Annotated in this window: 11 protein-coding genes; 3 read left to right on the top strand and 8 right to left on the bottom strand. The window is 73.7% G+C overall.

Features of this window, described 5'->3' with window-relative positions:
• Nucleotides 1–13: 13 nt before the first annotated feature.
• The 7 genes from ABT015_RS03055 to ABT015_RS03025 are packed head-to-tail and all read right to left on the bottom strand — an operon-like array spanning nucleotide 14 to nucleotide 8,248.
• Nucleotides 14–2,224 carry an MMPL family transporter gene (locus ABT015_RS03055; RefSeq protein WP_350876146.1) on the bottom strand — a complete coding sequence of 737 codons (2,211 nt, stop codon included), beginning with the start codon at nucleotides 2,222–2,224 and terminating at the stop codon, nucleotides 14–16.
• A gap of 13 nt (nucleotides 2,225–2,237) precedes the next feature.
• Nucleotides 2,238–3,461 carry a beta-ketoacyl-[acyl-carrier-protein] synthase family protein gene (locus ABT015_RS03050; protein ID WP_350876144.1) on the bottom strand — a complete coding sequence of 408 codons (1,224 nt, stop codon included), beginning with the start codon at nucleotides 3,459–3,461 and terminating at the stop codon, nucleotides 2,238–2,240.
• Nucleotides 3,458–3,730 (bottom strand): acyl carrier protein, encoded by a 273-nt coding sequence (locus tag ABT015_RS03045; protein WP_350876141.1) that lies wholly within the window; start codon nucleotides 3,728–3,730, stop codon nucleotides 3,458–3,460. Before ABT015_RS03045 ends, ABT015_RS03050 begins: the two co-directional genes overlap by 4 nt.
• 33 nt (nucleotides 3,731–3,763) lie before the next feature.
• A complete protein-coding gene (locus ABT015_RS03040) occupies nucleotides 3,764–4,759 on the bottom strand; it encodes an NAD-dependent epimerase/dehydratase family protein (protein WP_350876139.1) in 996 nt (331 codons plus the stop codon).
• Nucleotides 4,756–6,447, bottom strand: a complete 1,692-nt coding sequence (locus tag ABT015_RS03035) for an AMP-binding protein (protein ID WP_350876137.1) — start codon at nucleotides 6,445–6,447, stop codon at nucleotides 4,756–4,758. The genes ABT015_RS03040 and ABT015_RS03035 overlap by 4 nt, the downstream gene beginning before the upstream one ends.
• Nucleotides 6,444–7,439 (bottom strand): 3-oxoacyl-ACP synthase III family protein, encoded by a 996-nt coding sequence (locus tag ABT015_RS03030; RefSeq protein WP_350876135.1) that lies wholly within the window; start codon nucleotides 7,437–7,439, stop codon nucleotides 6,444–6,446. The genes ABT015_RS03035 and ABT015_RS03030 overlap by 4 nt, the downstream gene beginning before the upstream one ends.
• Before the next feature lie 23 nt (nucleotides 7,440–7,462).
• Nucleotides 7,463–8,248: an alpha/beta fold hydrolase gene (locus ABT015_RS03025; RefSeq protein WP_350876338.1), complete on the bottom strand. Its 786-nt coding sequence runs from the start codon at nucleotides 8,246–8,248 to the stop codon at nucleotides 7,463–7,465.
• Nucleotides 8,249–8,704: 456 nt separating this feature from the next.
• Here ABT015_RS03025 and ABT015_RS03020 point away from each other — a divergent pair, with 456 nt between their 5' ends.
• Together ABT015_RS03020 and ABT015_RS03015 are read left to right on the top strand one after the other, a co-directional pair.
• Nucleotides 8,705–9,379, top strand: coding sequence for a hypothetical protein (locus ABT015_RS03020; protein ID WP_350876133.1), 675 nt, complete (start codon nucleotides 8,705–8,707; stop codon nucleotides 9,377–9,379).
• Between the two features lie 38 nt (nucleotides 9,380–9,417).
• Complete coding sequence (locus ABT015_RS03015; RefSeq protein ID WP_350876131.1) at nucleotides 9,418–10,104, top strand: hypothetical protein; 687 nt, start codon at nucleotides 9,418–9,420, stop codon at nucleotides 10,102–10,104.
• Nucleotides 10,105–10,334: 230 nt separating this feature from the next.
• Here the strand turns inward: ABT015_RS03015 and ABT015_RS03010 are convergent, their stop codons facing one another.
• On the bottom strand, nucleotides 10,335–11,171 hold the full coding sequence (locus ABT015_RS03010) for a DUF4190 domain-containing protein (protein ID WP_350876129.1): 837 nt from the start codon (nucleotides 11,169–11,171) through the stop codon (nucleotides 10,335–10,337).
• Nucleotides 11,172–11,653: 482 nt separating this feature from the next.
• Between ABT015_RS03010 and ABT015_RS03005 the strand changes: the two genes are divergently transcribed.
• Nucleotides 11,654–12,385, top strand: a complete 732-nt coding sequence (locus ABT015_RS03005; protein WP_350876127.1) for an SDR family NAD(P)-dependent oxidoreductase — start codon at nucleotides 11,654–11,656, stop codon at nucleotides 12,383–12,385.
• Nucleotides 12,386–12,430: the final 45 nt, after the last annotated feature.

Here is a 12,430-nt window from a genome sequence, read left to right as displayed (position 1 = left end):
CCCACCCGCGCGCTCACTCCACCGCTTCCAGGCCCGCCAACGGCCCCGGCCGGGGCCCGCTCGGCGCCGCCGGCCGCCGCAAGCGCGGTGCCCACCAGTTGAGTTCGCCGAGCAGGCGCATGGTGGCGGGGACCAGCAGCATGCGCACCACGGTGGCGTCGACGGCCACGGCCACCAGGACACCGAGGGCGATCTCCTTCACGGTGGCGACGGGGCTGGTCGCGAAGGCCCCGGCGACCAGCACGATCAGGGCCGCCGCGGCCGAGATCAGCCCGCCGGTGCGCCCGAGGCCGGTCACCACGGCGTTCGCGTTGTCCATCCCGCCGCGGTGGAGCTCGCGGATCTGCGCGATCAGGAAGAGCTCGTAGTCGACGGAGAGCGAGAAGACGAACATCAGCATGATGGCGGCCTCCAACACGCCGACGTACCCGGTGGGTTGAAGGCCCAGCAGCCGGGCGCCGTGGCCGTCCTGAACGGTCCAGGTGACGGCCGCGAAGGCGATGCCGAGGGACATCGTCGTGGTGATGACCGCCTTGAGCGGGACCAGCAGCGACCGGAAGGCCAGGAAGAGCAGGCCGAGCGTGACCACCAGCAGGTACCCGACCAGCGCCGGGAGCCTGCCCTTCACCGTGTCCAGGACGTCGACGTTGGCCGCGGCCGGTCCGCCGACCAGGACCCGGCCGCCGTCGGGCGGGTCGAGCGCCCGCACGGCGCGCACCAGTCGCTCGGCGGCGGGAGCGTCCGGAACCGTGTCGGTGGCGACGGTCAGCAGCGCGCTGTGCGCGGTGGTGACGCGCAGCCGGACGTCCTGGGCGCCCGGCAGTCCGGCGAGCCGCTGCTGCCAGCGGGCCAGCGCGGCCTTGCCCAGCTCGCCGCTGATGTCGTCCCGCAGGTGGGCGACGACCTGGAGTTGGTCGAGCCCGGCCGCCGGGAAGTCCGCGTGCAGCAGCTCCTGTGCTCTGCGGCTGGCCGCCCCGGCGGGCAGGGTCCGCTGGTCGCTCGCGGCGAGGTGCAGACCGACGACCGGGAGGCTCAGCACGGCGATCACCGCGACGGCGGCGGTGAGCCAGGCCCACGGGTGCGTGACGGCGCTCCGGCCGAGCCGGTACCAGAATCCCGCCTCCTCGCCCTCCGCCCAGGCACGTCCGAGACCGGCCCGCCCGAAGCCGGGCAGCCGCACGCACCCGGCCTCGACACGCGGGCCGAGCACGGCCAGCACGGCGGGCAGCATGGTGAGGCTGGCGGCGCCGGCCAGCGCGACGGTGACGGCGGCGCCGATGCCGAGGGAGCGGGTGATGGGGAACGGAAGCAGGGTCAGGCCCAGGACGGCGAGCGAGATGGCCGTCGCGGAGTACAGCACGGTGTGCCCGGCGGAGGCCATGGTGGCGGCGACGGCCCGGTGCGGGTCGCCCCGGTGGCGCAGCTCGCGCCGGAAGCGGACGACGACGAACAGGGCGTAGTCGACGGACAGCCCGAGAGCGATCATGACGACGACGTTGCGGGTGATGTAGCTGACCGGCACCAGGGGGGCGAGCACGCGCAGCACCGCGAAGGACATCGCGAGGCTCGCGCCGGCCACGGCCAGCGGCAGCAGGGCCGCGGCGAGGCTGCCGAAGAAGAGCAGCAGCAGCAGGAACAGCAGGGGGAAGACGTAGAGCTCGGCGCGGGTGAGGTCCTCGTCGACAGTGCGGTCCAGGTCGGCCTGGAGCGGTACCTGCCCGGCGTAGGAGACGGTGAGCCCGTCCGCGTGCAGCAGTCGGCGCAGCCGCTCGTAGGAGGCGGTCCTGGCCTGGTCGCCGGTGCCGGCCAGTCCGACGACCACGCAGGCCTCGTGCCCGTCGGCGGAGACGAGATCCCGCGTGCCGGTGTTCCAGTAGTGCTGGGCACCCGTCAGCACGGTCCTGGGCACGGTGGCGAGCGCGGAGCGCACGGCTTCGCCGAACTCCAGGTCGTCCACGGTGAGGGTCTCGCTGCGGAAGACCACGATCGTGCTGGTGCCGCCCGCGTTGTAGTGGTGTTCGATGGCTTCGATCGCCCGGCCGGACTCGGCCCCGGGGTTGGTGAAACCGCCGTGGGAAAGCCGCGCGGGCAGCCCGGCCCCGGCGACCGCGGCGACGGCCAGCAGCAGGGCGGTGGTCCACAGCACCGCCCAGCGGTGGCGGGCGACGAGTGCGCCGAGCCGGGCCCCGGTGCCGCCGGGCGGCGCCGGGGTGGTTCGGACCATGCCTGCCCTGGGGTCAGTCCCGGCGCAGGGCGAGGACGACATTGTGGCCTCCAAAGCCGAAGGAGTGGCTGACCGCCGCGTCGATGCGCTGCCGGCGCGCCGTCCCGGTGACGCAGTCGATGTCGAACTCGGCGATGTCGGGGGTGAGGTTGGCGACCGGCGGTACCAGCCCGCGTTCAACGGTCAGCACGGTGAGCGCCGCCTCGATCGCGCCGGCCGCGCCGAGGCTGTGGCCGAGCACGCCCTTGGGGGCGGTGACGCTGGGCCGGTGCGGCAGGACACGGGCGATCAGGCCGGCCTCGGCGGCGTCGTTGAGCGGGGTGGAGGTGCCATGGGCGTTGACGTGGCCGATGTCGCCGGCGCCCAGGCCCGCACTGCGCAGCGCCGTACGCAGCGCCTGCTCGGCACCGGCGGCGCCCTGGGGCGGCGCGGTCGGGTGGTAGGCGTCGTTGCTGGCGCCGTGTCCGGCGAGCACGGCGCGCGCCGGGGCACCGCGCGCCTTCGCGTCCGCGGCGCGCTCCAGGACGAGCACGGCGGCGCCCTCGGCCAGGACGAAGCCGTCCCGGTCGGCGGCGAACGGCCGGGAGGCGCCCGGCACGTCGTGCCCGCGCGCCGACAGGGTGCCCATCCGGTGGAACCCGGTCGCCACCAGCGGGCTGAGGGCGGCTTCGGCGCCACCGGCCAGGACGAGGTCGCAGGACCCGGCGACCAGCAGGTCGTGGGCGATGGACAGGGCCGTGGCACCGGAGGCGCAGGCGGTGGCGCAGGCGAGCGTGGGGCCGCGCGCGCCGAACTCCTGGGCCACCTCGCCGACGGCCATGTTGCCGATGACCATCGGGATCAGCGTCGGCGAGACGTGGGCCGGCCCGCGCTGGTGGAGTCGGCGCAGCTGGTCCTCCCAGTGGGGGGCGCCGCCGAAGCCCACCCCGAGCACGACGGCGACCCGGGCGCCGTCCCACCCGCCGGTGTCCAGTCCCGCGTTCTGGACGGCCTCCCGGGCCGCGAGCAGCGCGAGCTTGCTGAACCGTCCGATCCGCCAGGCCTTCTTGCGCCCGACCGCCGTGTCCAGGTCCATGGCGGGGATGCGGCAGGAGAACGTCACCGGGGCGGCGTCGAGGTCCGGGTCCGGTGACGCGGTGGGTGCGCCGGCGCAGACCCGCTGCCAGGTCTCCTCGGCGCCGATCCCGGCCGGGGTGACGAGCCCCAGGCCGGTGACGGCGATCTCGGGGCGGTTCACGCGACGGGTTCGGTCGCGTCGCCGAGTCGGGCCTGGACGATCCGGGCGACGTCGATGAGCGTGCTCTGCCGGTCGGCGTCCTCCTGGCTGATCAGGATGCCGAACTCGTCCTGGAGCACGAAGGCGAACTCGGCCAGCGCGAGGGAGTCGACGTCCATCTCCTCGAACGTGGCGTCGGGGCTGATGACGTCGGCGGATACGCCGAACCGCTCGACGAGCAGGGTCTGGGCGGTGTCGCAGACGTCGTCCACGGAGAGCGTCGTGTCCATCGTGGTTCCTTTCCGGAGTGTGAGGGGGCGGGCTCAGCCGCCGGTGGTGCGGTGGTGACGGGTCAGCTCGGCCATGGCCTGGTCGAACGTGGTGGGTGGCTCGAAGCCGAGGTCGCGCCGGGCCGCCGTGAGGTCGAACCAGTGCGGCCGGGTGAGCTGGTGGAGCAGGAATCGGCTGAGGCCGTGGTCGGTGTGACGGCGGAGCACCGTCGTGGTGGCGTCGGCCAGGACGGCGGCGGCCAGCGCGACGGGGTAGGGCACCGGGCGCCAGCTCGCGTGGCGTCCGGCTGCGGCGAGGAGCCTGGTCACCACCTCGCGCAGGGGCCGCGGTTCGCCCTGGGCGACGAAGTAGGCCCGCCCGGCCGCCGGGTGGCCCGGTCGCAGCCGGTCCAGCGCGAGCAGGTGGGCGTGGGCCGCGGTGGCGAGGTGGCAGGTGTCGACGAGGTTGGTGCCGCGGCCCGGCATCAGCAGTCGCCCGGCTTCGGTCGCCCGCAGCAGGGCGGGCAGGAAGTGCGGGTCGCCGGGCCCCCAGATCAGGTGGGGGCGCAGCACCGTGGTCGCCAGGTCCGGGCCGTTGGCGGCAAGGACGGCCGCCTCCGCCTCGGCCTTGGTGCGGGGGTAGGCGGCCGAGTGGCTCCGGGGCCCGGGCAGGGACTCGTCCCCTCCCATGACGCCTTCGGGGGTGAAGGCCACGCTGGCAGTGGAGGTATAGACCAGCTGGCCGATACCGAGGGCACGGCAGGCGGTCAGGACGTGCCGGGTGCCGTCGACGTTGACCGCGCGGTACGGCTGCTCGGGCCCCCGGACCCCGGCCAGGGCCGCGTTGTGGATCACCGCCTCGCACCCGGCGAGGGCTCGCCGGACCGTATCCGGGTCGGCGATGTCGCCCAGGTGCTGACGGACCCCGAGCCGCTCCAGCTCCGGACTCCAGCGGCGGTTCAGCGAGACCGCCGCGTCGCCGCGCCCGGTGAGGCGGCGGCACAGCTCCAGACCGAGGAAGCCGCTGCCCCCGGTGACCAGGACCCTCATCGCCCGCCTTCCGGCACGGCGCCCGGGCCTCGCCGGCGCAGCTGTCGGCGGGCCCAGCGGGCGAGGCGGTCGCGGTCGACGCGCGAGTTGTGCCTCGGGTCGGTGGGCAGCCGGCGATGGACCAGCACGGTGGCGATCCGGTGGCCGCCCGGCACCGCCGACAGGGCGTGCCGAAGCCCCTGGACGACGGCCGTCGCCGAGTTGGCCGACGATGGCGCCAACTCCACGCACAGCACCGGCCGTTGACGGCCTGCGGGCCCGAGGCCGATCAGTGCGGTGCGGCCGATGCCGGGCACCGCGTCGGCGATCCGCTCGACCACGGCGGTGTCGAGCGCGAACCCGGCTCCGTGCACCCGGTGCGCGGCGCGCCCGAGGAACCACAGCCGGCCGCTCTCGTCGAGCCAGCCGAGATCGCCGGTGCAGTGCAAGACGTCCTCGCCGGTGCCGACCTTGGCGGCCGCGTTCGCTCCCGGGCGGGCGTGGTAGGCCCGGCTGACCTGCGGGCCGCCGACCGTGATCTCTCCGTAACTCCCCTGTGGCATCGGTCGGTTGTACGACACGGGGCCGGCCGGCACCAGGACGTGGGCCTCGATGCCGGGCACCGGGCGGCCCAGGCAGACCCCGCGGTGGGCGTGCAGCGGTTCCGCGTGCGCGGCGGCCAGTTCGGCGCTGTCGATCACGCTGACCGGCAGGCATTCGGTGGCGCCGTACGCGCTGAGCAGCGTCGCCTCCTCCGGCAGCGCCCGGCGCAGCGCACGCACCAGCCGTTCGGACGGCGGGGCGCCGAAGGAACAGGCCAGCCGCACCGGGGCGAGCGACAGACGGCCCTGCTCGCACTCCCCGGCCAGGGCCCGCAGCACCGCCGGGGAGGCGCACACCACCGAGGCGAAGTGCTCGGTGACGGCGCGCGCGAGGTCGGCGCCCCGGGTGCGGGCCGGTCTGAGGTGGTTCACGGCCGGGACGACGGTGGTGGCGCCGGTGGCCGGCCCGAACAGGGCGAAGGGCAGGAACCCGGCGAGCAGCACCTCGCCCGGGCCCAGCCCCAGCAGCCCGGCGATCGAGCGGACCTGGGCGGCCAGCTGCCGGTGCTCGTACTCCACGCCCTTGGGCACTCCGGTGGAGCCGGAGGTGAAGGCGATCAGCGCGAGCGAGGCGGCGGGCGGCGGACTCGGCCACGGCGGCTCCGACCGCTCCAGTTCCAACTCCGACCCCGGCTCCGGTCGGCGCGCGCGCCACGCGCGGCCCGTGAGCAGCGAGACGGTGACGTGCGGGCGGGCCCAGCCGAGCAGCAGCCGGGCCAGCTGGGCGAGCGGGTCGCCGATGAACACCTCGGGCCGCGTCTCGTCCAGACAGGCCCGCAGCGCCGGACGGGGCAGCGCCGGGTCGATCAGCACCGGCACCGCACCGAGGGCGAGCAGCCCGTACACGGTGGTCACCAGGTCGTACGGGTCGCGGGCCATCACCACGGCCTTCTGCCCGGCGCCGACGCCCGCCTCGCGCAGTTCGCGGATGCGCGCCCGGCAGGCGGCCTCCAGCGTCGCGAAGTCGACGGTGTGCCAACGGCCGCGCGGGGCGGGCCAGACGAGCGCGGCGCGGTCCGGTTGCAGGCCGGCCCAGCCGGCCAGGTGGGCGGCGAGCGTCTCCGGCCAGGCGTCCCGCGCCTCGGTCGCCCCGGGGGCCGCGCTCACCACCGCAGGGCCATGACGCCGAGGCTGGTGCCGCTGGCCAGGCCGAGGATCCCCACCAGATCGCCCTCGTGCAGCCGGCCCTGCTCCTGCGCGAGCGCCAGTTGCAGCGGGATGGTGGCGGTGGCGACGTTGCCGTAGTGGGGGAAGGTGGGGATCACGGCCTCGACGGGGATGCCGGCGCTGGAGCAGAGGTCGCGGGTCATGGCCGCCGAGGGCTGGTGGACGCAGAACAGCGCACAGTCGGCCACGGAGCCGACCAGTTCGCCCGCAGCCTTGAAGGCCTGTTCCCGCAGCTCGGCGAAGGAGGCCGTCAACGCGGCGTCGTCGACCTCCAACTCATGCATCCGGCCGGTGGTGTACGGGCTGCGCAGCACCGCGCTCGGCCAGGCGGCGGGGTTGGCGAAGAAGCGGCTGCCGAGGATGCCGGGGCGTTCGCTCGCCTCCACCAGCACGGCCGCCCCCATGTCGCCCAGCGTGAGACTGGCCAGCGCCGATGCGAGCCGACCGCGGTCCGGAACGCGCCAGCGGGTGATCCGGCTGGGTGTCTCCCCGGTGACCACCAGCACCCGCCGGTAGGAACCGAGCCTGATCAGCGCGTCCACGCTCTCCAGGGCGCTGAGCACGCCGTTGCAGGCGTTCATCAGATCGAAGACCGGTGCCGTGACGCCGAGTTCGGCGGCCACCACGTTCGCGGTCGCCGGCTCGTCGAGGTCTTTGTTGATCCCGGTGTAGACGAGCAGGTCGATGGCCTCGGGCGGGAGGCCGGCGTCGCGCAGGACGGCGGCACCCGCCCGGGCCGCCAGGTCCGAGGGCATTTCCTCCGGCGCCGCCACGCACCGCTCGCGCAGCCCGAACATGTGCTCCAGCAGTCCCGCCGGCAGCGCGGCCCCGGGGCTCTGGCGGCGCAGCTCCTCCTCGATCTCGCGGGAACTCTGGCGGGCCTCGGGGACGTGGACCCGCACGTGACTGATCCTGCTGTGGGGCGAGGGCATGGGCACCTTTCCGTGATGGTTCGTCATCGCGTGGACAGGAAGCGCCGAAGCGGCCCGGTCAGGGACTCGCCGGCGTCCTCCAGGACGAAGTGGCCCGCGTCGGCGAAGGCGTGCACCTCGGCGTGCGGGAGTCTGCGCCGCCACTCCCGCAGGACGAGCGGTGTGAACACCGGGTCGCGCAGGCCCCAGCCGATGAACACCGGCAGCCCGGCGAGCTCGGCGCTGTCGCCGCCGGGATCGACCAGGGACCAGGCGGGGTCCGCGCCGCTGCGCGGGATCTGCCGAAGGAAGTCCCGCACCGCGCGGCGCTGCCACGCGCTGCGGTACGGCCGCAGATAGGCGGAGCGGACCTCGGCGGGCAGCGGCCGGACCACCCCGGCCCGCAGCGCCGCCCGGGGGAAGACGTTCAGCAGGTGCGCCGCCGCACCGAGCGGCCGGACGTCGCGCAGCAGGGCCAGCGAGCGCGGCAGCCGGTAGCCCTCGGGCCACCGGAAACCCACGCTGTTCAGCACGACCAGCTTCGCGACCAGCCCGGGGTGCCGCCGCGCCCAGGCCAGACCGATCGGCCCTCCCCAGTCGTGCACCGCCAGGGTCCAGCCCGCCGACGGTGCCCGGCGCTGCTCGATCAGGTGGGCCGCCAGCGCGTCGAGGTGCTCCAGCCGTTGCGCGAGTGGAATCGGACCGGCACCGGCCCTGCGCTGGGAGAGCCCCATGCCCAGCTGGTCCGGCACGATGCAGCGGAAATCCCCGGCCAATGCGGTGATCAGACGCCGCCACAGATATCCCCACGTCGGGTTTCCGTGCAGCATGAGCACGACGTCGCCGGATCCGTGGTCGACGTAGTGCAGTCCGGATCTCTCCTCGCGCCGCCAGTGCTCCGCACCCGGAAAACCGGGCAGCCGATCTGCGGCCGGGGTGCGGGAGCGGCGAATCGGAAGAGGCGGACTGGGCGGCATCGGGGTCTCCTCTGGTCCGCAGGGCGGCCCGGCGGGCAGGCACTGAAAAGGTCTGCCGCAGAACGTAACCCGGCGCCGGCGGAAGACCCGGCAAGTACACGCTGCTATCCCTCGACTGCCCGACAGTAAAGGTCGTTCACGATCTTCAGTAGCAAAAAGTCAACGCCACAGGAGCCTGAGGGTGCACTGCGACAGTCGGATCAATATCGCACCGTAAAGGCGAATCCGACCCCGCCCGGATCGCACAGCGCCCCACCGGAAGTGAATCTGACAGCAGCAGTTCGTACACATAAACAAAGGAGAGCAACTATGGGCGCTCAAACCACCGCCCCCGGCACACCGTCCGGACCGCGCACCGGAAACTCCTCGGTCCGGCGGTGGCGTCTCGCCACCGTCCCGCTCGCCCTGGCCGCCACCGTCGCCGGCGCCGGCCTGCTCCTCCAGCAGGCCGACCCCACCTCGGCCGCCGCCAGCGAGTCCACCGGCCACCGCGACACGCTCCTGACCAAGCTCACCTGCTCCGGGCAGGCCGTCGGCACCAGCAGCGCGCCGATCACGAACACGGCCGGGACCGTGTCCCTCTCCGGGGTCGGCACGTTCGACGAGTGTTTCGCCGAGAACGGCGGGCCCACGAACGTGCTGTCGGCGACGTTGACCTTCGCCGGCACCGGCACGCTCTCGTGTACCTCCCCCAGTACGTTCAGCGGCACCGAGACCATCACCTGGTACAGCGGGCTGAACCAGACCGGCAGCGTCGTCGGGACCTCCACCGTGACCACCAACGGCGCACAGGACGTCGAAGGCGACCCCGCGCACGGGGACATCCTCAACTCGAGCGACGGCACGGTGTCCCTCGAAAGCAAGGTCCTGCCGCTCGCCGGTGTTCTCACCACCTTCGAGCCCACCAGTGACATCAGCCACTGCTCCAACGGCCTGAGCAGCCTCACCGCGAAGCACGACGCCCAGTTCTCCAGCCTCCTCTGATCCCCCTCAGCCGCCCGACTTCACAGAACAGGAACACCATGCCCTCGCACTCCTGGGACTCCGACCCCGTGCCGACGCGGGAAACAGCGCCGTCCAAGCCCCGCCGGTGGCGCCTGGCCGCCGTCCCGCTCGCCCTGGCCGCCCTGGCCGCCACCTCGGCCGTGCTCCTCCAGCAGCCCGCCCCCGCCTCGGCCGCCGACACGCCGGTCGTGACCGACGGGGCCAACGGGGCCGCCGAAACCCGGGCCAACCCCCTGCTCCGGCTCATGTGCAACGCCAGGGGTACGGTCCAGAGCACCGCGCCGATCACGGACACCCCCGCTGCCGTCGACCTGTCCATGAACGACGGCGCCATCGGCAGGTGCCTGACGAAGAACGGCGGCCCCAGCCTGTCCGCCGGATCGGTCTCCCTCACCGGGTCGGCGACCCTCTCCTGCAAGCAACTCGGCCAGGTCACCGGCACCATCGTCGTCAACTGGGCCGACGCGAACGGCAACCCGGCCGGCACCTCCACCATCAACGCCTCGGGCATGCAGGACGTCGAGGGCGACCCCTCGAAGAACGAGATCTCCAACAGCCTCAACGGCACGGTCACCCTCGACAGCTCCGTCCTGCCCGGCGCCACCGTCACCGGCACCCTCTTCCCGGTGGTGGACATCACGAGCTGCAGCAACGGAACCACCTCCAGCCTCCCGGCGAATATGGTCATGCGCTTCAACCTCTGAGGCTCCCTCGGTACCCGGCCGGGGCGCGGCACCTGCCGTGCCCCGGCGTCGGACGATCCGGGTCAGGGGATCCCGCCCTCGCCGCGGGCAGCCGCCGATCACCGCCGGGTGCCCGGCCCGACGCTCTCAACGCCTTTGGTGGACGAGGGTGAGGCGAGCCGGGTAGCGGCGGCACGGTGGCGGCAGGTCGTACCTCCTGTGCGACAAGCCCTGGCGGGAACGGCCCCGGGTCAGCTCGGGGAGCCGGACCAGATGACGTCCTTGCGCAGCCGCCCGAGACCGTAGTCGAACTGGGCGGAGAACCGGTCGGCCGCGCTGCCCGGCAGGGCGTACGCCGTCAGACCGGTGGCCTCCTCGCCCGGGGCCAGCGAGCCTCGGAGGATCTTCATCCGTCCGCTTCCGTCGATCAGCGTGAAGACGAGGTTGCCCTTGGCGTCCCTGACGGTGGGCAGCCCCGACCCGTCGAGCGAGACCTCCTGCGACCCGGTGTTGACGACGGTGATCCGCACCTGGATGATCTTGGCGTCCTTGGGGGTGTCCGACACCCTGTCACTCGGAACGTACGGCGTCGGCGCGGCCATCGTGACCTTCAGGCCGTCCCCGTACGTGTAGGACTGGCCGAACGACAGGCGCCGGGCCCGCTCGTCCGCGGCCGCCGTCTCCTGCTCGGCCTCGGCCCGCTTCCGCTCGGCCTCGATCCGCTCCCGCTCCTTCGCCACCCGCGCGTTGGCGGCCTGGGTCGCGGCATCGGCGCGGGCGCGCGCGGCGTTCTCCTCCGCCCGCCGCTCCTCGTTGGCCGCCTGGACCCGCGTCACGACGAACACCCCGGCACCGGCCGAGACCAGCAGACCGGAAATGCCCAGGATCACGCCCGCGAGCGCCATCGCCCGGTTGGTCGCCAGGCCCTTGCGGACGTAGCCCAGCCCGATGGCGCCGAAGACCACGGCGAGCAGGGCCGGCAGCCAGGACAGCCAGAAGAAGATGACGGCCAGGCTGAGGACGCCACCGACGATCCCGAGCACCATGGCCGCGGTGCCCAGGCCGTTGCGAGGCTGCGGCGCCGGCATCGGATACGCGTACGGCGGCCAGTACGGGACGTTCGGAGCCCCGACAGGGGGCGCGGCGGGGGGCGCAGCAGGGGCGGGGGCAGCGGTCGGGGCAGGCACCGTGGCCTCGCCCTGACCCGGAGCCTCGCCCTCACTCCGATCCGGGCTCGGCGCTGCCCAGGCATGGGTGTCGGCCGGCCCCTCGGCGGACTTCGGGCTGTCGGGCAGGGCGGGAACGGTCATGCAGAATCCTTCAGGCACTTGAGATGATGAGCGGCTGTTCGGCCTCGACGCCAAAGGATCACCTGATCCCCCGACGACAGCGACCGGATGTCCGCGAAGCGATCACCACCCCAGGCCGGACCCGCACGTCGACACCCTGGGACGGGACACCGACGGGGTCGGCGGGTGATCAACATACAGGTGCCCGGTGACAGCTCCGACGTCGCGGTCCAAGCTCAAGCCAGGAACGGTCAAGCCACCTGAAAGGGAAAACACCCGCCATGGCCATCAGGACCGCACTCGTCACCGGGACCAGCCGCCCGGCCGGACTCGGCTTCGCCGTCGCCCGCGAGCTCGCCGAACAGGGCTACCACGTCATCCTCACCGCCCGCGACCACTCCACGGCGGAACCGCTGGCCGCCCGACTGCGCCAGGACGGGCACGCGGCCACCGCCCTGCGGCTGGACCTGTCCGACCACGCCGGCATCCACGAAGCGGCCGACCACCTGACCCGGGCCTTCGGCCACCTCGACGTCCTGGTCAACAACGCCAGCGCCATGCCCGACTTCCAGGTCCTGTCCGCGATGGACGCCGACATGGACGCGGTGCGCACCGCACTGGAAGTCACCGTGATCGGCCCGTGGGCCCTGACCCAGGCGATGCTGCCACTGCTGACCGCCGCGCCCGCGGCCCGGATCGTGAACGTCTCGAGTCTGTCCGCCCAGCAGATCGCCACCGGCCTCGACCTCGGCGCGTCGCTGCGCGCCCCGGCCTACTCGATGGCCAAGTACCTGCTCAACGCCCTGACCACGGTGCTCGCCCGGGACCTGGCGGACACCCCGATCCTCGTCAACGCCGTCGACCCCGGCAACACCGCCACCCACCCCGAACGCGGTGACGACGCAACCGACCGCCCGGCCGCCGAAAGCGCCCGCGACATCGTCCGGGCCGCCACCCTCGGCGCCGACGGGCCCACCGGACAGCTGTTCAGCAACGGACGACCCGTTGCCTGACGCCACGTTCACACCGCCCACGGCGGCCTCCGCACAGGGGCCTCC

The organism is Kitasatospora sp. NPDC094016 (assembly GCF_040304045.1).
Lineage (GTDB): Bacteria > Actinomycetota > Actinomycetes > Streptomycetales > Streptomycetaceae > Kitasatospora.
The sequence above is the reverse complement of the archived record's forward strand: the minus strand, read 5'-3'. Positions and strand labels throughout refer to the sequence as shown.

What these genes read in the sequence shown, in the direction of transcription:
- ABT015_RS03045 (WP_350876141.1), bottom strand. Translation starts at nt 3,730, where the DNA reads ATGGACACGACGCTCTCCGTGGACGACGTCTGCGACACCGCCCAGACC.
- ABT015_RS03005 (WP_350876127.1), top strand. Translation starts at nt 11,654, where the DNA reads ATGGCCATCAGGACCGCACTCGTCACCGGGACCAGCCGCCCGGCCGGA.
- ABT015_RS03055 (WP_350876146.1), bottom strand. Translation starts at nt 2,224, where the DNA reads ATGGTCCGAACCACCCCGGCGCCGCCCGGCGGCACCGGGGCCCGGCTC.
- ABT015_RS03020 (WP_350876133.1), top strand. Translation starts at nt 8,705, where the DNA reads ATGGGCGCTCAAACCACCGCCCCCGGCACACCGTCCGGACCGCGCACC.
- ABT015_RS03025 (WP_350876338.1), bottom strand. Translation starts at nt 8,248, where the DNA reads ATGCTGCACGGAAACCCGACGTGGGGATATCTGTGGCGGCGTCTGATC.
- ABT015_RS03015 (WP_350876131.1), top strand. Translation starts at nt 9,418, where the DNA reads ATGCCCTCGCACTCCTGGGACTCCGACCCCGTGCCGACGCGGGAAACA.
- ABT015_RS03010 (WP_350876129.1), bottom strand. Translation starts at nt 11,171, where the DNA reads ATGCCGGCGCCGCAGCCTCGCAACGGCCTGGGCACCGCGGCCATGGTG.
- ABT015_RS03030 (WP_350876135.1), bottom strand. Translation starts at nt 7,439, where the DNA reads ATGCCCTCGCCCCACAGCAGGATCAGTCACGTGCGGGTCCACGTCCCC.
- ABT015_RS03040 (WP_350876139.1), bottom strand. Translation starts at nt 4,759, where the DNA reads ATGAGGGTCCTGGTCACCGGGGGCAGCGGCTTCCTCGGTCTGGAGCTG.